Source organism: Mariniflexile ostreae, from assembly GCF_042427585.1.
GTDB classification, from domain to species: domain Bacteria; phylum Bacteroidota; class Bacteroidia; order Flavobacteriales; family Flavobacteriaceae; genus Pseudalgibacter; species Pseudalgibacter ostreae.
The window spans coordinates 61,060-86,417 of record NZ_JBHMFC010000103.1; the positions used below are offsets into that span (position 1 = coordinate 61,060).

Annotated in this window: 16 protein-coding genes; all 16 read right to left on the reverse strand. The window is 33.8% G+C overall.

The genetic code is table 11. The features are described from left to right. Window positions 1–37: 37 nt before the first annotated feature. The gene (locus ACFFU9_RS14400; RefSeq protein WP_379862182.1) at window positions 38–2,248 is read right to left on the reverse strand and encodes an NADP-dependent isocitrate dehydrogenase; all 2,211 of its coding nucleotides are present in this window, start codon (window positions 2,246–2,248) and stop codon (window positions 38–40) included. Between the two features lie 248 nt (window positions 2,249–2,496). Then, on the reverse strand, window positions 2,497–3,117 hold the full coding sequence (locus ACFFU9_RS14405; RefSeq protein ID WP_379862183.1) for a DUF417 family protein: 621 nt from the start codon (window positions 3,115–3,117) through the stop codon (window positions 2,497–2,499). A 492-nt stretch (window positions 3,118–3,609) separates the two neighbouring features. Then, window positions 3,610–4,590 (reverse strand): helix-turn-helix domain-containing protein, encoded by a 981-nt coding sequence (locus ACFFU9_RS14410; RefSeq protein ID WP_379862184.1) that lies wholly within the window; start codon window positions 4,588–4,590, stop codon window positions 3,610–3,612. Between the two features lie 22 nt (window positions 4,591–4,612). Then, a complete protein-coding gene (locus tag ACFFU9_RS14415) occupies window positions 4,613–5,104 on the reverse strand; it encodes a hypothetical protein (protein ID WP_379862185.1) in 492 nt (163 codons plus the stop codon). A gap of 591 nt (window positions 5,105–5,695) precedes the next feature. Next, window positions 5,696–6,460, reverse strand: coding sequence for an SDR family NAD(P)-dependent oxidoreductase (locus tag ACFFU9_RS14420; protein ID WP_379862186.1), 765 nt, complete (start codon window positions 6,458–6,460; stop codon window positions 5,696–5,698). Window positions 6,461–6,490: 30 nt separating this feature from the next. Then, window positions 6,491–7,774, reverse strand: a complete 1,284-nt coding sequence (locus ACFFU9_RS14425; RefSeq protein WP_379862187.1) for an MFS transporter — start codon at window positions 7,772–7,774, stop codon at window positions 6,491–6,493. 193 nt (window positions 7,775–7,967) lie between these two features. Next, complete coding sequence (locus ACFFU9_RS14430) at window positions 7,968–8,672, reverse strand: FadR/GntR family transcriptional regulator (protein ID WP_379862188.1); 705 nt, start codon at window positions 8,670–8,672, stop codon at window positions 7,968–7,970. Window positions 8,673–8,756: 84 nt separating this feature from the next. Then, window positions 8,757–9,686 carry a polysaccharide lyase family 7 protein gene (locus tag ACFFU9_RS14435; protein WP_379862189.1) on the reverse strand — a complete coding sequence of 310 codons (930 nt, stop codon included), beginning with the start codon at window positions 9,684–9,686 and terminating at the stop codon, window positions 8,757–8,759. A gap of 16 nt (window positions 9,687–9,702) precedes the next feature. Further along, window positions 9,703–10,614, reverse strand: a complete 912-nt coding sequence (locus tag ACFFU9_RS14440) for a polysaccharide lyase family 7 protein (protein WP_379862190.1) — start codon at window positions 10,612–10,614, stop codon at window positions 9,703–9,705. 12 nt (window positions 10,615–10,626) lie between these two features. Further along, a complete protein-coding gene (locus ACFFU9_RS14445; protein WP_379862191.1) occupies window positions 10,627–11,568 on the reverse strand; it encodes a PKD domain-containing protein in 942 nt (313 codons plus the stop codon). 25 nt (window positions 11,569–11,593) lie between these two features. After that, the gene (locus ACFFU9_RS14450; RefSeq protein ID WP_379862192.1) at window positions 11,594–13,063 is read right to left on the reverse strand and encodes a RagB/SusD family nutrient uptake outer membrane protein; all 1,470 of its coding nucleotides are present in this window, start codon (window positions 13,061–13,063) and stop codon (window positions 11,594–11,596) included. Between the two features lie 31 nt (window positions 13,064–13,094). Beyond that, a complete protein-coding gene (locus ACFFU9_RS14455) occupies window positions 13,095–16,211 on the reverse strand; it encodes a SusC/RagA family TonB-linked outer membrane protein (RefSeq protein ID WP_379862193.1) in 3,117 nt (1,038 codons plus the stop codon). Window positions 16,212–16,795: 584 nt separating this feature from the next. After that, on the reverse strand, window positions 16,796–19,081 hold the full coding sequence (locus ACFFU9_RS14460) for an alginate lyase family protein (RefSeq protein WP_379862194.1): 2,286 nt from the start codon (window positions 19,079–19,081) through the stop codon (window positions 16,796–16,798). 201 nt (window positions 19,082–19,282) lie between these two features. Next, entirely contained in the window at window positions 19,283–21,529 is a 2,247-nt protein-coding gene (locus ACFFU9_RS14465) for a heparinase II/III family protein (RefSeq protein ID WP_379862195.1), read from the reverse strand. 162 nt (window positions 21,530–21,691) lie between these two features. After that, window positions 21,692–23,989, reverse strand: a complete 2,298-nt coding sequence (locus ACFFU9_RS14470; protein ID WP_379862196.1) for a chondroitinase-B domain-containing protein — start codon at window positions 23,987–23,989, stop codon at window positions 21,692–21,694. 92 nt (window positions 23,990–24,081) lie between these two features. Then, window positions 24,082–25,092, reverse strand: a complete 1,011-nt coding sequence (locus tag ACFFU9_RS14475) for a T9SS type A sorting domain-containing protein (RefSeq protein ID WP_379862197.1) — start codon at window positions 25,090–25,092, stop codon at window positions 24,082–24,084. Between the last annotated feature and the right edge of the window lie 266 nt (window positions 25,093–25,358).

Genomic DNA, 25,358 nt, shown 5'->3' on the forward strand with positions numbered 1-25,358 from the left:
TAACGGAGCTTTTAATTTTAATTAATATTACCTAATACTATTCTATAATAGCATTAAATGTTTTACTTGGACGCATCACTTGGTTTACGAGTACCTCATTAGGTTTATAATACCCACCTGTATCCACTGGTTTTCCTTGAACGTTACTCAATTCCTCTACAATAACTGCTTCGTTATCTGCCAATTTCTTTGCAAAAACAGTAAACTCTGCTTTTAAATCTGCATCTTTATTTTGATTGGCCAACTCTTGTGCCCAATATAAAGCCAAATAGAAATGACTTCCTCTATTATCTATTTCACCAACACGTCTGGAAGGGCCTTTTTGATTTTCTAATAGTTTTTCTGTGGCCGTATCTAATGCTTCACCTAAAACTTTAGCTTTAGCATTATTATTTGCGCTACTAAAGTGTTCCAATGCCACCGCTAAAGCTAAAAACTCACCTAATGAATCCCAGCGCAAATGATTTTCTTCCACTAATTGTTGAACATGTTTTGGAGCGGATCCACCAGCGCCTGTTTCAAATAAGCCACCACCATTCATTAACGGTACAATAGATAACATTTTGGCACTGGTTCCCACTTCTAGAATAGGAAATAAATCTGTTAGATAATCGCGTAATACGTTTCCAGAAACAGAAATCGTATCTTCTCCTTTTATAAGACGTTCACAAGTAAAAGTAGTGGCTTCAATAGGCGCTAATATTCTTAAATCTAAACCAGAAGTATCATGGTCTTTTAAATAAGTATTTACTTTTTTAATCAATTCGGCATCATGTGCCCTATTTTCATCAAGCCAAAATACTGCAGGTGTATTTGATGCTCTAGCACGTGTAACCGCTAATTTAACCCAATCCTGGATAGGTGCATCTTTAGCTTGGCACATTCTCCAAATATCACCAGCTTCAACAGTGTTTTCTAATAAAACATTACCTGAAGCATCTATTACAGATACTTTTCCGTTTGAAGGTATTTCAAAAGTTTTGTCGTGTGAACCATATTCTTCAGCTTTCTGAGCCATAAGGCCAACATTAGGAACGGTTCCCATTGTTGTAGGATCAAAAGCGCCGTTCTTTTTACAAAAATCGATGGTTGCTGAGTAAATTCCTGCATAGCTACTATCTGGAATCACAGCTTTAGTATCTTGAAGTTCACCTTTTGTATTCCACATTTTCCCAGAAGTTCTTATCATCGCTGGCATTGAAGCGTCAATGATTACATCACTAGGAACATGTAGGTTGGTTATCCCTTTATCTGAATTCACCATAGCCAAAGACGGCCCGTTTTTATAAGCCAATTCAATATCAGCCTCTATTTCTTTTCGCTTATCTTCTGGTAATTCTTGAATGTTTTCTAATAGATTTCCAAAACCAGAATTTACATTTACCCCGATTTTATTAAAAACCGCTTCATGTTTTTCAAAAACATCTTTAAAAAATATTTTAACTACATGACCAAAAATAATGGGGTCGCTAACTTTCATCATGGTCGCTTTCATATGTAATGAAAACAGCACATTTTTTTCTTTAGCATCTGCAATTTGAGCTTCAATAAATTTAAACAAAGCCCTTACACTAAGCACTGTAGCATCAATTATTTCGCCTTTTAACAAACCTAAACCTTCTTTTAAAGTTGTGGTGTTACCAGCATTATCGGTATGTACAATTTTTACAGTAGCCGCTTCATTTAACGTTAGCGATTTTTCATTATGAGCAAAATCGCCTTCACTCATTGTAGCCACATGAGTTTTAGAGTCACTTGACCACTCTCCCATACTATGAGGATGCTTCTTTGCGAAATTTTTAACGGCTTTAGGCGCACGTCTATCACTATTTCCTTCTCTTAAAACTGGATTTACAGCACTTCCTTTTATTTTATCATAACGTGACCTGATATCTTTTTCAGCATCACTTTTAGGGTTTTCAGGGTAATTAGGAATATCAAAGCCTTTAGCTTGTAACTCTTTAATAGCACTTATCAACTGCGGGATAGAAGCACTTATATTAGGTAGTTTTATAATATTAGCTTCAGGATTTTTTGCTAATTTACCAAGACTTTCTAAATCATCTGTTACCCTCTGGTCTTCTTTTAAAAAATCTGGAAAAACGGCTAAAATCCTAGCTGCCAAAGAAATATCCTTGGTGTCAACATCAATACCAGAAGATTTAACAAATGCTTGAATAATGGGCAATAATGAGCGTGTTGCTAAAGCCGGAGCTTCGTCTGTTTTTGTGTAAATGATTTTTGACATCGTTTTCTCTTTATTTTTAATGATTATATAAAAAAAGACGTGTAATATCGTCTTTTTTAAGCATTGCGAATATACAAAATTTGCTTATTAAAAAAAGGCATTTATAAATGAAGTCGCTCTTAAAAACAAAGATTTAATAGAATATCAAAAAACAAGGACTGGAAAGAGAAAACCTTAAAAAAAGACATTTTTTTTAAGGTTTTACTGTTTTCAAAGGCACCTTCTTTAGTGCTGAAAAAGGATGTTCTTTATCTCTGTCCGTGGTTGGTAGCTGTTTTTATTTTTTTCGCACAATCTGAAGCAATTATTAATCCAGCAGCCATCATAATAATATCTTTTAAGACCAATCTTCCAGCTCCAGATAAATATGGGAACCCATATTGAGGCGTTGGCATATCACCTCCTAAATTTGGAACATACACTTCTGGCGTACTAATAAGAAAGGTTAGGGTAACCATAGACATTCCGAATGTTAACACCCCACCCCAAAGTCCAATTTTCGGGAACCAAATCCCTAAAAGGGTTAAAACCCCTATAATAACAATAACACTACCTAATCCGTAAGAGAAAGTATAGGTGTTGTTTAACGTGTGCCATGCTATGTTTTTCTCTACCATTTTGCCTTCAGGGTTTTTATGGAGCACATACTCTTTCACGGTATCACCTTCTTGGTTGATTGCCGTTTTATTAGAGTTTTTATAAAAAAAACTCATAAAAGGACTATTGGCTACAAAAGGAACAATTCCATCTGCTTCGTATTGATAGGCTTTTAATCCACCAATCCAAACCATCACTGTAAAAATAGCAAAACGAATAAAGTTGATAAAATAAGATTGACCGTTTATTAAAAAATCAAGTAAATTATTCATAATTCTGTTTGTTTAAGAACAAATCTATATATTAAAAACAAACTAAAAAAATCGATTAATTATTCCTGCTAAAAATTTCCATTTTCTCATGGGAACCATAAATGTAAACTCTACTTTTTTTAAATTATAAAATCTAATTAGAAAAGCGCACATATTGAGGGGTATACCTGTTCTATGAAAGTCCCATAAGCCTAGTGCTTAGATTTCATATATTAAAGATTAACAGAAGTTAAAAAATATACAACAGCTAAAATGTAACAGGCATAAAAGAAAATGAGTTGGTTTGAATATATCAAGATATAATGAACGAGAGACCACAGTCGCTCTAGATAAAGAGGCTTAAAAAGAGCTACTAAGCTTATCGTGCGAGATAAGTTTACATGTCTAATTATAAATTAATAAATATGAATCAAAAAACAGTTAAAAACCCATCAATCCATTTTGATTTCTTAAAATTATGATAACTATAAATAATAATGGTCTTGAGATTGTTCAAATATTATGGTTTATGTTTTCGATAAATTCAGAAGGAGAAAGGCCCATAACTTGTTTAAACACGGCTGAAAATTTACTGTGTGAAGAAAACCCGCTTTCATTAGCTAGATAACTTATTTTAAAATTTAAATACTGAGGATCTGTTTTTAATTTACGGACTATATATTTAATGCGCAATTCATTAATATAACCCTTAAAATCTTTTTCTTTATGTTTTTTTAAAACATATCGAAAATATTTTGTGTTTGTATTCATTTTTCCAATTAATGTGGATAATGACATACTTTTATCTAAGAAAGCTTTCGAATGTTCAAACTTATTTAAGTTCTTTAAAATTTCGTCTTCTAATTTTTGAGAAAGCACTAATTCAGGAGTCTTGGCATTATTAATAAAATATTCTTTTTTGACTTCATTTGCTGTTTTTTTTCTTTTTTTAAAAACAAAGCCAATAATAAAAAAACATGTTAAAACTCCAGTTCCCATAACGACATAACTGGCTTTACTATAAGCCTCTTCTTGGGGAGTGTTTAATGTTCTATAGGCCAGGTTTACCGTCGCCCTTTTCTTTGCATTGTTTTTTTGTAATAAATCATTAAACTTTGAGTCATAAAACACAAAACTATCTATCATTTTATTTTTCTTATAAACTTCAGAAGTGCATTTATAAATACTTTGCTTTAAACTAAGATTATCACTATTCTTAGTAATTTGCATGGCTTTTTTAAGATAAAATTTAGCACTATCTGCACTATTGTTTTCCAAATAAGCCTTTCCTAGGCTTTTATAAATTTCTGCTGCTAAAAATGTATTTTTCAAATTGGCCTCATCAATATAACCAACTGCTTTAATAAAATGGGCAAGGCCTGTTTTCTTGTTATTTAAACCCATTTGTGCACGCCCTAGCCCTTCTTCTGCACTACCAATTAGTACATTTCTAGTTTGTATATTTTGTTCTGTTTTATAAGATAAAATGGCCATGTTGAAATAACCAATAGCCGTTTCAAACAACCTTTCTTCCAATGGCATATTCCGCAGCTTCATAATCAATCATTCCCCTTTGTTTAAGAGCTGTAATTTTACATGCAATTTTAGTATTGACAGCCTTCCCTTTTTTGATAAACTCTTTTCCTTTATCCAGAAAACCTACAGCCCGGTATTGGGATGATAAAAAACCATAAATTTGAGATTGAAAATTATGGTCTTCTAAATTATCTGCAATTTGTAGGGCCACTAAAGCATAATGAATGGCCTCACCGAATTTTTCTTGCTTTTTTAAAATATTAGCCTTAAGCATTAGAAGCTCTAACTTGTCAATTTTATTTTTTGAATTTTTATAAAGTAAGTCGGTTATTTCTATTGCTTCAGAAGGATTAGAATTCGAAAGATCAACAGCAATATGATAGAAGAAACGCTCAAAAACATGAGATGTATCGTTGTTTTGCCCAATGAGAAAAGAAGGGATTAAAATCAGTAAAAAAAGTAGAATTTTCACTATAAAATTATGTTAATTCTCTCAAATTTAACAAAAAAAAACAAACCATAATATTTCTCACTATCTTTTATTGGTATTAAGCTCTATTTAAATTAAATATAGATTGCATAGTCAATAAAAATGAACTGCAATACCTTGTTTAATTAAAAATTAAACTCAATAAACGACTAAAGAAAACCGAATTTATTATGATAAAATACAAGTTAATATAGCTATTTACAACCATAAAAGAAGGCTCGAAAGCATGTGATGCATTCTAACTAAAGAAATATACCACTACATATAGCTAGAATATGTTTTATAAAAAAACAAACCCCTCATAAATGAGGGGTTTAGTTTTTTATAAAACGACAAGTTAATATAGTTAAACCTATATACCATTACATCTTCATTATCTTCAAATTAAAAATAAAATCTTATTTTTTTGATTCTTATTTAGAATACGAGAATACTTGAGGCAATGGTTTGATAAGCCATTACACCTATATTTACTCTTAGTTTTTAAGAGCTAATTGTTTTATTTGCTCTTAATAAAAGGTGAACCTTAATGTATAAAAGACACTAAGGTTTCACCTCATAAAAATTTAATAATTAGATTCCTAAACCTTGGCCTCCAGTTATTTGTATGGTTTCAGCTGTTAAAAAAGCTGCATCAGCACTTGCTAAAAAAGATACCACAGAAGCCACTTCTTGTGGCTGACCTAGTCTACCTAATAAGATATTGTTCTTCCATGAAGCGAACACTTCTGGCTTAGTAGATTTAATTTCTGAATGGAAAGCCGTATCGATAGTACCCGGAGATACTGCGTTTACTCTAATTCCGTATTCAGCAAGATCTTTTGCCAATGCTCTAGTTATGGCATGAACTCCTGCTTTAGAGGTTCCATAAATACCAGCACCAGGACCTCCAGCATTCCAGCCAGCAATTGATGTATAGTTAATAATTGTAGCATTCTCACCCTTTTTCAAGAATGGGATAGCTGCCCTTGATGCAAAGAAGGTTGAATCTAAGTTCAAAGCCATTACAGATCTATAAAATTCTGTAGTCATTTCTTCAAATCTAGATCTTCCACCTAGTCCACCTGCGTTGTTAACAAGCACATCAATTTTACCATATTTTTCTCCAATGGTTTTAATGTTTGCGTTTACTTCATCTTCATTTGTAACGTCGAATCCGTAGTATTCAGCAGTAATGCCTTCTGCAGTAAGTTCTTCAACTCTTTTAGCTCCTGCTTCGTCTTCGATACCGTTTAAAACAACAGTAAATCCGTCTTTACCCAGTCTCTTTGCTACTTCAAAACCAATTCCTCCTGTAGCTCCAGTTACTACAGCTACTTTTCCTTTCAAATTACTCATTTTTCTAATTTTTAAATTAATTATTTTTAACTACTCTATTGATTCTATATTTTTTGCGAAATAATAAATAGCGCCTATCCCCAGTGGAACAAAAACAGCAATAGCTATAAAGATGGGCGTATAGGATACCTTTGCTATAATAGGAACTAAGAAGTTCATTATAATAACAGAGAAAACACCAACCATACCGCCTAGTCCAGCCAGAGAGCCAACAGATTTGCCACTAAATAAATCGCTAGGTAAGGTTTGTACATTCCCAATGGCAAATTGGAATCCAAATAATACCATAAACACTATAGAAACAAATTTTTCTGGTGTATTTGCAAATAGCACGGTAGCTATTAAGCCTAATACCATTATAATACCACCAATTAAAATAGTTGTTTTTCTACCTTTGTTTATGGAATTTGTTTTTGCTATTATTTTACCCGAAACATAGCCACCAGCAATACTTCCTAAGGCCGCACCTACATAAGGCACCCATGCAAACATACCAACTTCTTTTACGTTAAAGCCATAAACATCAAACAAGTATATCGGCATCCAACCTACAAAAAGCCACCAAATAGGCTCTAAAAAGAATCGTCCAACAACTATGGCCCACGATTCCTTATGAGAAAGAATTTGTTTAAGACTTAAGCCCTTAGTGTCTTCGGTAGCATTTTGATCTGCCAAACTTTGACCTTGTAAAATATGTTGTTGTTCTTCTTTAGTAATCCAAGGGTGTTTTTTCGGACCTGCCTTATTAATAATCAACCAAGGAATAATCCATAGAATACCAAATGATCCAACAATCATAAATGTTATTCTCCAACCGAATGCCACAAATAACATAGCAATAAACGGAGGTGCTATAACAGAACCTATAGAGGCCCCAGCATTAAACAGACCTTGTGCTATAGCACGTTCTTTTATAGGAAACCATTCGGCGTTACTTTTAACACCACCTGGCCAGTTTCCAGCTTCTGACAACCCTAAAGTACTTCTAAAAAAAGCTAGAGATAGAAAGCCACGAACGGTTGAGTGCAAGAAAGATGATAGTCCCCAAATACCTATACTTATAACATAACCAATTCTAGTTCCAACTTTATCAAATAATTTTCCTGAAAATAATTGTCCTAAAGCATAAGCTACCATAAATATGTTTAAAATATAGCTATAATGATCTTTAGTTAGCTCCAATGAATGTGATATGGAACCTTCCACATTTTCATTCCCCCACATAATGGCCAAAGCACTCCGGTCTATGTAGTTAATAACTGTGGCCAGGAAGATCAATCCTATTATTAGCCAACGCATTCCTTTTACTTTCATAATTTTAGTGTTTATATATGATTACCCTAGCATGATTTATTTAATCATGATCAGCCTACACAAAATTGTGTTTCGTGTAATTAATTAATAAAATTCAAATGAAGAAGCTGCTAACAATAGCATTTCTTCCCTCCTAATATTTTTATTATTGAAACATAAAATCGTGCCATTTTATGTTTCAAGTGGTTATGATTTATTTGATATTATAACAATATTGATATAATAAATTAAAATGGTCTTTCATTTTTTGCCTAGCCATTGTAGGGTCTTGTATTTTAATAGCCTCATAGATAGCTTGATGTTCTTTTATTGCTATAACCGATTGGTTTTTATCACAAACATGGTACTTTCCAAAGTCAATAATAATCTGAGGGGTTATGGCTAACATAAAAGCATTCATGGTACTATTTCCACATGCTTTAGCGATTGCTAAATGGAACAATAAATCCTCTTGTACAGAATCTTTACCTGATAGCGCTTTTTCCTCGTAAGCATCTAAAGCTTTTTTAATATCCTCTAAGTCTTCTTTAGACCGTCTTAAGGATGCTAATTTTACTGTTTTTAATTCTAATAAAATTCTAGTTTCAACTAAAGATTTAAATTCAGGATCCTCCAGTCTCAAAATATCATCGATCATACCGTTCATAGCGGTTGCTCCTATATTAGCTACAAAAGTACCACTTTGTGGTATAGATTTTAATAATCCATAAAACTCCAATTTTTGAATAGCGCCCCTAACAACACTCCTGCTTACCATAAACTTGTCGGACAACATCCGTTCTGATGGCAACTTATCATTTGGTTCTAAATTCTTGAAATTAATTAAATCCCTAATCTTACCAATTATTATACTTTGCACATCTTGATTGTCATTTAAGACAGGTACCTCTGCGTTCATGTTATTTTTTTTAAAGTAGTTTATACTATTATTTTGCATATAAAAATAAAAAAAATATAAATTAATATTCCTTAAAACCTATTATTAATGTTTTACTACCAAATCATAGTATTTTACTTTTGCAAAAGCACCAGAATCTATAGATGATAGATAGTTACCCGCTTTAAAGTAATTTTCAAAAACATGCCACTTTTGAATGTGAATATCATCATATACTCTAGAATGCTTACCATTCAAGATCACCTCCATTTTACCGTTTGCTACTTTCACTTCTAAAGTAAATTTTTCAAAACCCACATATTCTGAAAACGTATATCCTACATCATCTCCCCAGGAATCTGTTTTTAAAACATCGACGTCTGAGGCATTCAAATCTTTTAAAATTTTAGTTTTTACACGCACTTTTCCATCCACCCAATATATTTTTAGCATAGGAGGCGCATTATTATCTTTCTGACCAATTAAATCGCGTTGCGCATTAGTTAATCGACCGTGAATTTGCATAATAATACTTCGATGATACTTGCCTTTGGAATCTTTCGATATCTCATCCATCGCTAATGTGCCTTTCATATAACCACCCTCGCCAAAAGTCCAGTTGGCATTTTCTCCTTCATCAGGCTTCATCAATTCTCTTAATTCTGTTCTAGAATAAGATGTATTTGCCGTAGTAGAGTGTGGATAAGCATAAAACACTAATGCTCCATTAATAGAGTCGTTATAGAAAAAAGGCTTTAAGGTTTCATTAGTTGCATAGCTTAAAATCTCTGGCGGTTTTACTTCTGTAGGGTTACCTATAGGGAGTGTTACTTTCCAATGACTTAAATCAATTTGCGGAAGTTTATACGTTTTATCTTCTGCTTCCTCACTCTCTTCAACATCCTCGAACTCCTCTACGAGTTCTTCATCACCAACATCATCATTTTTGTTATCGCAGGAAATGAAAACCATAGCAAAGCTTATCACAAAAAGCGATACTTTAAAATAAGTGCTATGTAAGATTCTTTTCACCATATATCCTTTAAAATGCTTAATGTTCTACTTTTAATTCGTAATACTTAACTTTAGCAAAAGCTCCTTTATCTCTAGACTGAAAATAATTACCAGCTTTAAAATAGTTTTCAAACACACCCCATCTTTTCATATGGATGTTTTCATAAACCGCATATTCATTATTATTTAAAATCACGACCATCTTCCCCTCTGATACTTTTACTTCTAATGTAAATTTATTAAAGTCCACTTTTTGTTCAAAGCTAAACCCTTCATCATCATCCCAAGCTTCTTCATGTAATATTTCAGTATTAGTGGCATTTAAATCTTTTAAAACTTTTGTTTTTACGCGTATTTTACCATCTTGCCAGTAAATTTTTAATATAGGAGGTGCATTATTATCTTTTTGACCAATAAAATCGCGTTGCTCATTGGTTAGTCTACCGTGAATTTGCATAATAATCACTTTATGGTATTTACCATCCGAACCTTTGGATACCTCTTGCATAGCCAATTTCCCTTTCATGTAACCACCCTGCTTAAAAGTCCAATTCACATTGTTATCTCCAGGTACCATTTGCTCTCTTAATTCAGTTCTCGAATACTTGGTATTAGCTGTAGTAGCAGCACTCGGGAATGCATAAAAAACCAATGCACCTATTGTCGAGTCGTTATACATATACGGTATCAACCTTTGATCTGTAGCATAATTTAAAATAGCAGGAGGCTCAATGTTGGTCGCCCTTCCTTTTTCATTTAATTCTGGAGTTGTTACACTCCAATGGCTTAAATCTATTTCTGGTAATTTTACTTTTTTTCGTTTCTTTTTTTTATTCTCCACTTTAGTATCCGAATCTGCAACACTACTTCTCTTAGTTTGAGAAGTAGTGTTAGCAGTAAGAAATACAATTAATAAAACGGCTATTATTTCTTTTCGGAAGTGTTTCATGCTCACTTTAATTTATTGTACCGGATACACCTTAATATTATCTACAAATATTTCATCCTTTGTAATCGCATACATCAATATTGCTATTTGGCCTGTTGCATTGGATTCAAACACTTGTCTAACCACTTTAAAGTTTCCTTTCCCATTTGCTTCATCTCCTACAAGACTTACTAAAGGTGTACTGGCAGCAGCTAAACCTGCATCACCATACCAGGCATCTACAATTGAAACAATAACACGATCACCACCTTCTATATCATCTACATCAGTTTTAATAGCATATTCATACTCTAGAATATAATTCGTGTTTGGAGAAACAGTGATTTCTTGATACCCAAATCGAGTATCGTTAGTTATAGGCCCTGCAGATGTAGCGCTCGTATATTTAGCCCCTGGGGTTTTGCTAGCGCCAGAGGGTGTTCCGTCATAATTATCCGGAGAACCGTCGGAACTCGCATTAAAAGCGTTTGTTGAGCAACCCGTACAGTCTGCCGGCTTCCAATTACTCGTACCTGCATCGAAGTTCCCATTTAAAATTTCAGGATAAATTGCAGGAGGAATTTCTGGTTCAATAACCTCTATCTCCAAAGAAAACGTATCTGAAACCCCAAGCTTATCTTTAGCCGTTAGGGTAACCGTATAAACCCCCTCGGCAGGAAATGTATTAAGTCCATCTATACCTGTTGAGGTGTTTCCATCTCCGTAATCCCACACATAATCTGTTGCACTAGATGATGTGTTAGAGAAATCGTATGTTAAGAAGTCTGTAGTTACCGTTGCTTTAAAACTAGCCTCTGGAGGCGTTAAATCTGCTTTAGAATTAGCCTCTGGCAAATCATATGATAAAGAATCAATAGTCGGATCGCAAGCCGTAACCGAAATAGCAGCTATGCATGCCACAGCAAGCACACACACTCCTGAAACGCGTTTTTTTAAATTATTTATTTTTTTCATATCTAAATATATTTTATTTGTCTTATTAATAGCCTGCATTTTGCTTCATTAAACCTTGACTCAGGTTTATTTCATTTTGCGGTATTGGCAATAGTAAGTCTGTTGATGTAAAGTTAAAAAGATTGCTAGCAGCAAAATTTGATAGTATCGATTGTGCTTCACCAAAACGGATCAAATCAAACAACCTTTGGTTTTCAAAAGCAAACTCTACGCGTCTTTCTACCAATAAAGCCTCTTTGGTTAGTTTAGCTGGACGATCTGCTACAGCATCAAATCCTGCTCGCTTTCTAACCTCCATGTAAGAGTCTAGTGCGCTACTATTTGAGGTTTCGTTTCCACCTGCTAAAATAGCTTCTGAATGCATTAAAAGCACATCTGAGTAACGCAATACAATCCAGTCATTTCCAGCCAACTGAGGTAGAGTAGTAAACGTTTGACCGTCGGCTCCTCCAGATTCGCCATCAGGAAAATATTTAGCCGATTGATATTTAATAGTCCCTCCAAACAATGTAAGAGGATCTTCTCTATACGTCACGGTTTTTCTGTTTCCGCCATGTGCTTCAATGGCAGCAATAAGATCTGGAGTTCCGTAGTTTACACCACTCGTATGGCCCTGCGCATTCATCCATTCTGCAGAGAATATCTGACTGTTATCTTGTACACTACTATTATATCCTATTGCAAAAATAATTTCATCATTTAATTCTTTATAGAATACATCACTATAATCACTTTGTAAAGAAAACTTTTGACTATTGATGATATCTTCACATAAAACTTGTGCTTTACCATATTCTGGTGTATCTAAAGTTAAATAGACTTTAGCCAACAACCCTTGAGCAGCGGCTTTTGTTGCTCTAGTTTTATACTCCTTAACAGTAGCTAAACCAGTGATAGCAGTTTTTAGATCATCAATAATAAAATCATAAATATCCTTAGTGGCCACTCTCGTAAACTGAATTTCAACTTCTGAAGGTGCAATAACACGGTCTACTAATGGTAAGTCTCCAAAAAGCCTTACTAAATTAAAATAAGCATATGCTCTTAAAAATTTAGCTTCAGCCTCTATTGCATCAGCTTTGTCGATATCTTCTACAACACCTAAGTTTTCCAGTATAACATTGGCTCTATAAATGACTTGAAAATAGCTAGTATAATAATTTCCAACAAAATTGTTAGTTGGCAGCACGTTAAAGCTCTCTAATTGACCTGCATCGGAAGCATCCTCAGAATCGGGGCTCTTAGTGTTAGTGTTATCGCTTCGCATTTCAGTTACGTAAAACTCCCACTGAACACCATGATTTTCATCTTTCTTGCTACTGTTTATTCCCTTAACAGCGGCATAAACTCCCATTAATCCAGTCTCTAACTCTGCAGCATTATTATAATAATTATCTGTAGTAATAGCAGAACTAGGTATAGGGTCTAAAAAGTCGCTACAAGAAACAACCATGTTTCCTATTAAGATTATAGCGATATATTTAAAATATTTCATATATATTGTATTATTAAATCGTTAAAAATTATTAAAAATCTAAATTTAAACCTAAAGATATGGTACTGTAAATAGGCGAACCACCTCTTTGGTATCCATATTGCGTTGGACTAGTTTTATCTAAAGCTTCTGGGTTCCATCCAGTATAATTAGAAGCGGTTTTATAAATTAAATTTTGACCTGTTGCATAGATTTTCAATCCTGATATTCCAAATTTATCTAATATGCGATTTGGAAAATTATATCCAACATTCACATTTCTTAACGCAATGTACGAAGCGTCCTGCACGATACTATTTGTAAAATATTTATCGACTAAAAACTCTGTATTTAGTGTGGACCCACTTAATAAAGATCTATTATTATTATTACTAAATAAATAGTGATCGGCAATATTTCTTACCTCTGCCCCATGAGATCCTTGGAACATAAAAGACACATCAAAATCGCCAATACTAAATTCGTTTGTGAAACTCCAAATTAATTCTGGATAAGGATTTCCTAAAACTGTTTTATCTTCATCATCTAATACACCATCTCCATTTAAATCTTTCACAAAGACCAATCCAGATTCGGCACCAACATGTCTATAAGGTCTATCTCTTTCTTCAAAAGGGATTTCTTTATCAACCACATAGCCGTAAAACAAAGAGATTGGTTGTCCTTCTAAGTTAATCCATTCTGCAGGTCTACTAGCATCTAAACTTGTAATTTGCCCATTAGAATCAGCAAAATCAATTAAAGTGTTTTTATTAGTAGTCGCAATAACTGTAGAGCTCCATTTAAAGTTTTGAGAAGAAACGTTTCGTGTTCTTAATTCAAACTCCCAACCTTCATTCTTCACCTCACCTAAATTCACTAAAGCTCCTGTAAAACCTGTAGTAGCCGATATGGGGTTATTCAGTAATAATTGGTCACTTTTTCTTTGATACCAATCTACAGAACCCGTTATTTTATTATTTAAAAATCCAAAATCTAGACCAGGATTAATTTCAATTAAACGTTCCCATTTTAATTCTGGGTTGGCAATATTAACGGGTGAGAAACCTGCCTGTACGCTACCATCTACAGCATAGCTAGAATTAGCAGCTCCTAACAAGGCTAAGTGTGGGTAATAATCTACTAAAATATCACCTGTACTTAATATAGATGAGCTTCCTTGTGCATCTGCATCTGTAGAACCTGTATTTAAGCGGTCGTTACCTGTTACGCCATAACTCACTCTAAACTTAAAATTGTTGATAAAGTCACTTTCTACCAAAAAGTCTTCTTTAGCCATGTTCCAACCAATAGATGCCGCTGGAAAATTACCATATTTAAATTCTGAACCAAAAATAGAACTTCCATCACGCCTCATACTGATAGAGGCTAAATATTTACTATCGTAAGCATAGTTAACCCTTGACACATAAGAAAGTCCGCGTTTTTGCCATTCAAAACCATCAAATGAAGCAATAGACGTGGCATTAGTAATTTGTTGTACTACATCATTAGTATAGCCTGTACCTTTCATTGCAGAAAAGAAATAATTTCTACTTTCAACAGATATACCAGCAGTAACCCCTAAATCATGCTTCCCAAAAGATTTATCATAATTAAAAAAGTTATCAAATATTATGTAATTTTCTTTTTGAGAAATTTCTTCCATGTAAGCATCTGTAACATTTTCTCTTGCTTGAGTCCCCATATAATCGATTCGTTTTGTATCGTTATAGGATCCTGATAAACTGGATTTAAAACTCAAATCTGAGGTAATATTATATTGCCCATAAAAACTTCCATAAAGCTGAAATTTCTCATCCGTTCTATCACGCTCCATAATTCTAGCATAAGGATTGGCATTATTACTATTACCTATATTAGTAAGAATATCGTTAATTTGGCCATCTCCATCTAAGTCAAATATTGTAAAGTGATCTTGTCTTGCATAATCTCCAACTTGCTTATCTGCATAAGCACCATTTGGATCAACAAACTGAAGGGAGTGTTCGGTATGGTAAATAGGCAGCCAAGGCTGATGTCTGGCTACATTATGAATATTTTCCGAGAATCTTCTTCTATTAGTAAATGAAGGGCTAAAGTTAGCTCCTATGCTAAATTTATCATTTAATTTACTATCCAAGCTTAATCTTGCTCCGTATTTTTTATAATTATCCACCAACATAACCCCTTCATCCTCAGAATAGTTCATGCTTACCGTGAATTTTGTTTTATCATTACCACCTCTTAAAGATAAGGAGTGGTTAGTGATAACACCTTGCTCGAAAAACACATCTTGCCAAGAACGGTCTGTACCAATTTGCAATTGTGCTTGAGTATATGGCGACAACACACCATTTTCTGCTAATTGCTGCTCTGCCCAGCCTGCTGTAGTAAAACCATAAGCATCACTCTTTCTAGGTGTTTTTATACCTGTAAACGTACTGTAATTAATTCTTGTTTTTCCAGAAACACCAGATTTCATAGAAATCATTATAATACCATTAGAACCTTTAGAACCATAAATAGATGATGATGCAGCATCCTTTAATATTTCAAAGGATTCCACATTATTCATATTTAACGATCCTAGAAAACTTGCATCAACAATAATACCGTCTACAACGATTAATGGTGTAGAATCTCCAGCCATAGAACCAACACCTCTAATGCTGATTGTAGGCGCAGCTCCTGCTTCACCATCTGTAGCTTGAATGTTTACACCAGATACTTGCCCCACTAACGCATCATCTACCCTTGATGTTGCGATTTGGTCTAAATCATCATTTACTACTTTAGAAATAGCTCCTGTAGTATGACTTTTCTTTTGCGTACCATAACCAATTACAACAACCTCTTCTAATGTTGCAATATCTTCAACTAAAGAAACAGGTATGTTTCTCTGATTGCCAACCACTTTAACCTGAGTGACGTATCCAACATAAGAAAACTGTAATACATCTCCAGTTTTCACATTGATTTCATAACGACCATCAAAGTCTGTTGTAACACCTTTTGTTGTATTTAACACAATAACATTAACACCGGGGATTGGTATATCATCCGTGGCAGAAACCACAGCGCCAGATACCGTAATACTTTCCTGTGCAAATAAGGTAATATTGAAAACCAATAATACCATGAAAAAAAGCTTAGTTTTTAAATTCATAATGAAATAATTTATTGAGATAGTTTAATTTTACTAAAATAAAATAGAATAAAAGGCTTCGAGAAAAGTAAACTTGTTAGCTATTACGGTAACGTATCGACTCCAATAGTAGGCTTATTTATTCCTAAAATAACATTGAAAAACAACTGTTCTTAATAAAATTTTGTAATTTCGCTGGAACACATGTTTTATACACTTATACTACATGTTTTAAATTTTACTTCCCTCCTAAAAGAAGTAGATTGTTTTAAAAAGGATAGGCGTGCACCTGTCCTTTTTTTGTATTTAAAACATATAACTTTTTAATAATTTCACTTTTACACCATTTTTATAAAATTTAATTTTTTGGTTTTCCAATCTGGTCTCACAAATTGGTTAACCAGATTGGAAAACCAAATATACGTTAATTTTTCATTAAAAAAAATATTTATTCGTTAATAATATATTACATAAAAGCATCACGAGTTAAGCTACACATATCAAAAAAAAAGCTTATTTTTTTCTTTTAAGTGGCACTGTATAATATATTTGTTGATGTGATGTATAAAAAAAAACACCAGCTTATATTAATAATACTTTGTGTTTTAATCCGTTTTTATTAAATGATAAGGCCCAGTCCACTCATAATTTTTACCATTAATTTCTAAGTTGTGCTTTGTTTGGGCAGAAGCTTCTTCGTTTGCTAAAATAAACAGCTTCGTTTTATCATTAACGGTTGTCATGCTTAATGCTGTATAAGCAGCATTATTATAAATCACTTTAATTTCAGACACATTACTGTTAGAATTTAATGCTAGTTCAGATACCGGACTATACCCTCCATGCGTTTCTATAATTGACGCAAAAATAGTGTTATCTGCATTTTTCCTTCTCATTATAAGAGCTGCCTCTCTTCGCAAGTTAAACTCAGGATCATTGGCACCAATTCTTGTAAACAACAATTCGTCCTTATTATCAGTAGCTGATGTTAAGGTATAAAAACGTTCGTTATTTAACCATGATAACATGGTATTACTTCCTGAAGGTTTTCCCTCCCCTTCTAAATAAAGGTGCTGATAGCCGTTTTTATCCCCAAGGGGTTTTAATAGCTTTGGAGCATTATAACTAAAATTTGTTTTCACCACCTGTCCTATAAAATAATAAGGGAGGTCGTATTGGTTTTTTGTTTCCGAGTTTACTCGCATAATATCCATCACATAGGGTCTCTCAAAGTCTTCATCTTTTATAATCGCCATGGTACGGTGCATATCAGTTCCTGGATAAGCATTTTGTTCTTTTGCGCTTACTATTTGCACATTAGGATTTTCAATATTAAAAAAATATAAATCTGAATGAAATTTGCTCCCAACCTCGTACTTAGCTTCAAAATGTGACGTTTCATTCTGTATTATAGTATTATGGGCAATAGACTGCTTTGCCCAAGTTGTATTTTCTTTCAAATAATTACCCCCGCCCTTTTGTTCTATATTTACAAAACGCGCCAGCCCATAGTCTTGAATAACTTCTTCTCCATCGTCATATAATGAAAAAGACAATTTATCGTAATGTCCATGGCTGGAACCTTGCGCAGCATATTTAAACACAAGCTCTACAGTATCTGTTCGCAAAACCCCTACTCCACCCTGATTGCCATTAGGGCCATCGGATAAATTAATAGATTTTTTTACAAACGGTTCAATAGCGCCATCATTAACTCCTAATGCTACCGCAAATCCCGTATCATCTAACAATACCTGATCTTGTTTTTCGGCTATACTTAACAGTTCTGGATTCTTACCTCCATAATAATAAGCAATATCTACCGCCGTAACCAATTCTCTTGAATAATAAGACATCCCTTTTTGTCCATCATTAAGAGGAAAGAATTCCCCATCGGCATCTGACAATTGCAACAAAGCATGCACAGATTTTAATAAAACGCCATCTTTATGCTCAAATATTTTCAGTTCTGGTTTTACATTATCTAAAGCTTCTGCAAAAATTAAAAACGGATACATAGCATATCGCTGGTAGTATGGCCCTTCTGTATAGTAGCCATCTGGAGAGAAAGGTTCTTCTAAATTAGCTAAAAAACCAGCTCTACCTTCTTTATCTTTTATAAACCCACCATCATTATCCTTGGCATCTGGATCTAAACCATCATTTTCTATACCATATAAAGCACGATGTATCAAATCTTCATCACCCATAACCAAACCAATCATCCCTACAGCGGCATTGCCCCAGGTACTGTGATTATGTACGCGATTGTAAAACTGAGGGTTTTCAATAGAAATAAAATCGGCAAACGGACGAAACAAGTTATTCTCTAGCTTATCCCGTTCTTCTTGAGACAAATAATCATAAATACAATCGTAGGCTTGGCTCACGTATACCAGCCAGTTTGAATCGTTTAAACATTGCCAAAACAACTTCCCTCTAGCATAAGAGCGTGTTTGCGGATGTACAGGAAGCGTTTTATACATAGCCTCATATTCCATAAGCATGTCTTTCACGTATTTTGCATACTTCTCTTCATTTAATATTTGATATAATACACCGGCTTTTTGTAACATCAAAAAATTGCGCTTATGACGCTCATGAGTGTATCCGCCAGAAAAATCCTTTGGAATTGGCACTTCTATTTCCAATCCAATTTCTAGGTCGACTTCTTGTTTTGCTGCTTCTAAAGATTTATCAAAAAGCGGAACTTGTCCTAATTTTTGTCTGATATGACTAACACCTTTCTTGGTTAGAATCAAATTGGGATGTCCTTCGTTTGAAATTGCTTGATCCATATTACTATTAGGTGATTGCTCTTTGCAAGAAACCAAAATACCAACTGTAAAGATTAAAATTGCAACTAGTTTAGAAATATTTTTAAAGGCCATTATGAATCGTTAAATATGGTTAATACAACTGTTATTTTATCGGAAACCAATCTGGTTAACCAAATTGGTTTACCAAATATATGCTTATTTGTACCTTAAACAAAATAAACCATGACAAATTTGCTTTTTTAACACTATGCCATTGGAAATTTATTATGTGTAAAAACACCATAAGTGTTACAGAACTTTTTTTTGGAAAAACTATTTTGTTATAATAGTCTCAAAAACAGCACCCGGCATCAAATTAATAGTTTTAGGCTTCTTGTTAACCTCTATTACACATTCTATATAACCTTCTCCCAATAGTTGTAGCTGTAGTTTATTATCTGTTAATTTAACAAAAACATCTGTTTCTTTTGAAAATGAGATTTGAATATTATGATGTTTTAATCTACTAACAGAAAAGAACACATTTTCATTGTCTTTTGTTAAAGAAGTTGGAGATACGCCTTCTGGCTTCCAAGTGGAATTATTCAATGCCCAATCTTTAAATTTCGTTATAGAATTATCCTCATCAAGTCTATTCGAATACCCTTTATATGGAAACAAAAGGGTAATAAAACTAAAATCTGTTTGGTTGTTTTTTGAAACCACAGCCCATTGTTTGCCGCGTTTTCCAGAAGTTTTTACCGCATCTATTTCATTGATTTGATAAATATCCAATCCTGAAGCATCGGCAAATGTAGATCGTATTAAATTGGGTGCTTCCTCTAAACTGTAATGCCCTTGCCACACTTGTTTATATGTATGTGGCACTTCCGATTTAAAATTATCTTTTACGATCCAAAAGTCATCTTTTAAAAAAAGAACCTGTCTGAAGTAATCAACTCCTATGTTTTCAAAACCGTTATGACTTCCCACATAAACCTCTAAATTTTCATTTTTTTCCCAAGCTATTGTTTTAGGGTCTGGCAATTCTTTAAATTTCCCAAAACCACTTCCGCCTTGATTGGACGTATAATGCTTGCCCTGTAACTCATTATCTACCAAGGCCACATTTTTAGTCATAGAGTTTTTAAACAACTCTAAATCTTTTAATGAATAGCGCACTTGATAATTAGGCAAAATAACCTTTCCATTCGCCATCGCCTGAATGCCCAACATATCACCATGTTGATGATCTGGCTTTTCAGCATCTAGTCCCGCAGAAATAATCATCATTTTATCATTAGGTTTCCAGCCTTCACGCATAATATAATAGCCTGTGCTTGGAAATTCTACAGATTTCATTGTTGGAAATTGCGATTTTATATGATCCAACATTTTTAATTGTTTATCGGTAACATACCAAAACATATTGGGTGCTACGTAAGTATTGGCAAAATAGCCCATTTTTGGAGATTCAAACAGCAGATACCCTAAGGTTAAAGCATCTGATATGTCATTTTTTTCTGCCCAAGGATCATCCGTATCATCAGAAAGTACTGGAGCCGACTTATCTGGATATGCCAATTTAGTTAAGGTTACAAAAAGAGTCTTTAAACGATCTTTCCAAAAAGGTTTTACTTCTAAATTACTAATTTTAGCAAGTTGATATACATAGTAGTAATTACCAATATCGCTAACATGATAATGAACTGTTCGTTCAAACTGAAAACCGTCATCGTTTATTTCTTTTGACAAATGCGTCTCCAACAAGGTCATAGCGCGTTCATACCAAAGTTCGGTACCCTCAAAATCCCTAAAAAGAATAGAAAGCATGGCCAAGGCAGAAAGTCCTCTGGTTTGATGGTTTCCTGGATGAAACTCGGAGTTATGTTCATACAGGTGAGCCCCGTGCTGTAACAGGGTTGCTATAGTTGTAAGTTGGTTTTCATCGGAATATTGTTTTTCTCCCAAAAACATATTATGGATATTAAGCCAATTCAAAACCCGATACCCCGATCTAAACGCTTCATAAACACCATTCCCATCTTCAATGCTTTCATAAGCGCCTGTAGACAAGGCTTCATTTAAAGACTTCAATTGATTTGTAAAATAATTTAAATATTGCAAATCCTGATTTTGATAATGATAATAAAATCCAATATCCACCATTTTATGCTGCCGCGCCAAATGCCTAATCGCATAAGCATCTACAGGTTTTTGATTCAAATAATCGAAAGGTAGTTTCCATTTGGTAGGTCCTGAAAATTTAGATAGATGCTCCTTAGCCTTTTCTGCATGTTTTTTTTCAGCATTAGGATAAAGTGTTTTGTAATTGGAAAAACGTGTACTAAATGTGCTCCAATCATAAAAATAACGTTCCGAAAATTTCTCTCTAAAATAATGCGCCAATTTTACTTCTGAAATCTCAGCATTTGCATTTAAAGATTTTTTTATCTCAGGTTTTAAATAGTTTGATAGTTCACTAATTGCTATCACTTTAGTAGATGGAATGTCTTGCGCATAACTAAATGATGCGCGCAAACATAACCCGATTATAAAAAATAATTTAAATATGTTCATGATAATAGACTGTTTCGTTTAAATCTAATAAAACAAAAACGCCACACCGCTTTATTATTAGCATCTGTAGCGTGTTCGTTTTTTATACCTCACAGACGTTTAATGCTGTGAGGTTATCTGTAATTAGTAAGCGTAAAATAATGGGGGTTAACGAGCCAATACTTAATACATTAATTTTTGTTTTAAGTTTTGCTCTATCTTAATCTCTCCAGAATTTTGAATATTATTATCAACTGGTTTTTGACCTTTTTCGCCCCAGAGCACCGCAATGGTTTTTACAGGATTGTTTTTAAAAGTATTATTAGAAATATCGACATTTACAATCCCTATATTTTCTATTAAAATCTCACTTCCTTTACCACTATTTGTAAAGGTGTTGTTGCTAAGCACCAAGTTACCGCCTATAGTAGACTCATCGTAACCGCCACGATAGTAATTCAACACATTGTTTTGCACGTGATCGAACGTAGAATTGGTTATAAGCACAAATTCTGCATTATAATCTCCTTTAGAATCTGTTTCTTTATTTAATAAAAAGCCATTTAAAGAGTTCTTTATAGTTGTATTTACAACAGAAATAGTATCTGCAAAGGATCCTTTTGAAACTTCTAAAACAGTTTTAAAATTTGATATTTCGCTATTTTCAACAAACAAATCATAAGCTTTACTCATGTTTTTATCTAAAGTAGCGAACGCTTTCTGGGTGTTGTCACCAATTAAAACAACATTTTTAATATTAAGATTCCCTTTAGGGTGTAGCTCAAAGGCATTGACCTCTGTTGCTATTTGAAGGATTGCTTTTTGTTCAACATTAGCAGACGTAATGGTTATATTCTTATCTATAATCAATGCTTCATTAACCTTATACGTTCCTGGCTCTAAAGACAAAATATCTCCAGATTTTGCGCGTTTAAGCAGGTCTTGAAAATTATCCGTTGAAGCCACTTTTATCGTTTCAGCATTCTGCTCTGGTGCTTCGTTGGAAAACCAGTCGGTTCCGTAAAGTTTTTTATCCATTAACACGGTATTATCCTTAATAGGCAGCACCATAGCACCAATGGCATTTTTCTTGGTCCTGTCGCTTTTAAAGATATCTTGTGTTATGGTTTCAAAATCAAAACCATGATATACATCTTCATAATTTTGGTTAGGAACAAATAGGTTTTCAGAAATTTGATCTACTTGCAGGTCTTTGGTGATAAAACCATGGGCAGTTACATCACTTTTGTCTTCACTATTTAGAATGTTATTTTTAAACAGCACTCCATCCACTTTATCATAAGCTTTAATTGGATGGTTGTCCTTATTTTGATTGTAAATTAAATTGTTTGCCAATACAAAACGCTCTGGACGTTCCGAACGGATTTCTGAAGCAGGAAGCACATCTTTCTTATCTATATTTACACCAACACTAAACTGCAGTGGAGAAATACAATCTATAAACGTGTTATGGGCCACCACCACGTCGGTAACTTGATTGTATCGGTTTAATGGGGATTTTGGCACACCATTCATTACGGCTAAAGCGCTTCGGAACTCATTCCCTTTAATTTTATAAAAATAATTATTAGTAATCCAATGGCCTGTGTTTACAACCCGTATACCTCCTATAAACTTAGAGTTATCATTTCCTATAAACACATTGCCATCTATTTTAGCATAATTACCGTGTCTTAAAACTAAAGAGCCTTCACTTTCAAAAAACACATTGTGGCTAAATTCATTAAAATTAGATTTACTTGAAATAATTTCCACCTCTCCATTACAACGTTCAAAAAGATTATTGGACACATTTGTGTAAGACGGGGTCATAGACGTATAGCTATCTCCAATTTGTAATGTTTCGCCGTGAGGCCCTCCTTTTCTTGGGCGCGGTCCAAAATGATTGTTAACAATTTGATGGTGGTTATTAATATGCTCATTCCCTTTTAAAAAGACCCGTACTGTGGGTCCGAAATTCGATTTGCCTGCAATATAACAGTGATCCAGTTGATTGTGGCGTCCCCAAAATCCTACCCAATGATCCGTTACATCTCTATCTGCTTGTGTAAACTCGTCGATAACACAATTAGTAATCCTACTATTATTGGCAATTAAAGTATCATTGATTTTAAATTCAATTAAAGCTTTGGAAGGGCTATAGCCATTTTTAAAATAAAGGTCTTTAACAACTAAATACTCTCCTCCCAACTTCATGTTTGAAGCCCCTTCAATAGTAACTTCTCCCGCTGTTTCTGCTCTTAAAGTTATAGGTTGCTCTTTTGTACCTTCACCATAAAAAACAATTTCCACATCTTTCCATACTCCATTTGCCATAACGATATCGTCGCCAGCCTTAGCATTTTCAAAGGCTTTATTTAACTCCCCTATAGTGCCCACTTTAATAGGACCTGTTCCCTTTTGTTGGTTACAAGCGGTTAACACTATAAATACACTTAAAAAAATTAAAACTCTAGACATGATATTATATTTAAAAACTAATGGTTACAAGACATAATTACAAAAAAGCCTTTTAAAAAAAAAGGCTTTTTAAAACTCAAACTTAACTACAACTATTCAATGATTATTTTTTTAGTTAGACTTCCTGCATCGGAAGATATTTTTAACATATAAATTCCTTTAGACAAATGCGATACATCTATTCTATTATTTTTTGACATATTTTGAGATAATACTTTCTGACCTAGAAGGCTAAATATTTCTGCTGAAGAAATCTTCACATCTGCAGACAGGATAGTAATATAATCGTTTGCTGGATTTGGATACACACTTAACTTCGATGCTAAAAAAGAAGTAACAGAAAGTGTTGCATCTTGATCATTGGCTTTACCAGGTGTCCCTTTTTGGCTACCATCATATGTTAATGTAGAATATTCCCAATTAGCAGGGTCATCATTAGCTGCTGCGGTTAATGGTGCACCAACTTTTAACATAAAAGACGTTTTGGATGATCCTGATTGTCCAGGAAAACCAAAAGGTGTTGCAGATGGATTATTTGAACAATGACTCGTAACACCATCACCTAATCCGTCATCATAGATATAGGAACCATATCCATAATCATACAAAACTTGATCTACAAGCTCATCTGCTGCGTTATAGATAATTACGCCATCAGGACAGTTTGTTTCTGACCCTCCTGAATAGGTGGTTTCATTATTTAAACTTATTTTCTTAAAAGGGTAAATATAATCGGGTTCAATACCACCATGGAGTTCTGGAATATAATACCCTGCAAATATGGCATAAGCTCCAGCTTCTAGAGTGAAGGATTCTATAATAACTTCGGCATTATTAGAGCCATCTACAAGTTTCCAACCATCCATCACAACAGGCGCTGTGGTTGTATTATAAATTTCAAGCCATTCTCCATGCCCTTCATCTGGACTATTAGTATTTCCTACAGAACCCGCGTTTTGGGGCAAACCTTTAACAGTATCAATTTGTTCTTGCGAAGGTTTGGGTGGCCTGTTGTAGAACTCAGTAATAATAACTTCGCCTGTCCCTTGTGCAAAAGCCATAGCGTAAGTTAATAAAAATGTAAAAAGTAGTTTTGTTTTCATAATAGAGTGGTTTAGTGTTATAAAATAGTTTATCTGTAATCTTGTGAAATTACTTTTTTAATTATTGGGAAACCAAATTGGTTAACCAGATTGGTTTCCCAAATATAAATATAAATTTCAAGTATGCAAGTTTTTTTAACACATATTACTTAAAGATTTTAGGGATTAAAACTATTCATTACCAAAACAGAAGGGACAACATCGCATATGCTATCCTATATTCTTTTTTTATAACATAACTTTTAAAGCCCTTCTTAGGTTTAGAT

Excerpts from the sequence above, each read along its gene's own strand:
- ACFFU9_RS14440 (WP_379862190.1), bottom strand. The coding sequence starts at position 10,614 with ATGAAACACTTCCGAAAAGAAATAATAGCCGTTTTATTAATTGTATTT.
- ACFFU9_RS14450 (WP_379862192.1), bottom strand. The coding sequence starts at position 13,063 with ATGAAATATTTTAAATATATCGCTATAATCTTAATAGGAAACATGGTT.
- ACFFU9_RS14475 (WP_379862197.1), bottom strand. The coding sequence starts at position 25,092 with ATGAAAACAAAACTACTTTTTACATTTTTATTAACTTACGCTATGGCT.
- ACFFU9_RS14470 (WP_379862196.1), bottom strand. The coding sequence starts at position 23,989 with ATGTCTAGAGTTTTAATTTTTTTAAGTGTATTTATAGTGTTAACCGCT.
- ACFFU9_RS14455 (WP_379862193.1), bottom strand. The coding sequence starts at position 16,211 with ATGAATTTAAAAACTAAGCTTTTTTTCATGGTATTATTGGTTTTCAAT.
- ACFFU9_RS14405 (WP_379862183.1), bottom strand. The coding sequence starts at position 3,117 with ATGAATAATTTACTTGATTTTTTAATAAACGGTCAATCTTATTTTATC.
- ACFFU9_RS14425 (WP_379862187.1), bottom strand. The coding sequence starts at position 7,774 with ATGAAAGTAAAAGGAATGCGTTGGCTAATAATAGGATTGATCTTCCTG.
- ACFFU9_RS14445 (WP_379862191.1), bottom strand. The coding sequence starts at position 11,568 with ATGAAAAAAATAAATAATTTAAAAAAACGCGTTTCAGGAGTGTGTGTG.
- ACFFU9_RS14410 (WP_379862184.1), bottom strand. The coding sequence starts at position 4,590 with ATGGCCATTTTATCTTATAAAACAGAACAAAATATACAAACTAGAAAT.
- ACFFU9_RS14420 (WP_379862186.1), bottom strand. The coding sequence starts at position 6,460 with ATGAGTAATTTGAAAGGAAAAGTAGCTGTAGTAACTGGAGCTACAGGA.
- ACFFU9_RS14400 (WP_379862182.1), bottom strand. The coding sequence starts at position 2,248 with ATGTCAAAAATCATTTACACAAAAACAGACGAAGCTCCGGCTTTAGCA.
- ACFFU9_RS14435 (WP_379862189.1), bottom strand. The coding sequence starts at position 9,686 with ATGGTGAAAAGAATCTTACATAGCACTTATTTTAAAGTATCGCTTTTT.
- ACFFU9_RS14460 (WP_379862194.1), bottom strand. The coding sequence starts at position 19,081 with ATGGCCTTTAAAAATATTTCTAAACTAGTTGCAATTTTAATCTTTACA.
- ACFFU9_RS14430 (WP_379862188.1), bottom strand. The coding sequence starts at position 8,672 with ATGAACGCAGAGGTACCTGTCTTAAATGACAATCAAGATGTGCAAAGT.
- ACFFU9_RS14465 (WP_379862195.1), bottom strand. The coding sequence starts at position 21,529 with ATGAACATATTTAAATTATTTTTTATAATCGGGTTATGTTTGCGCGCA.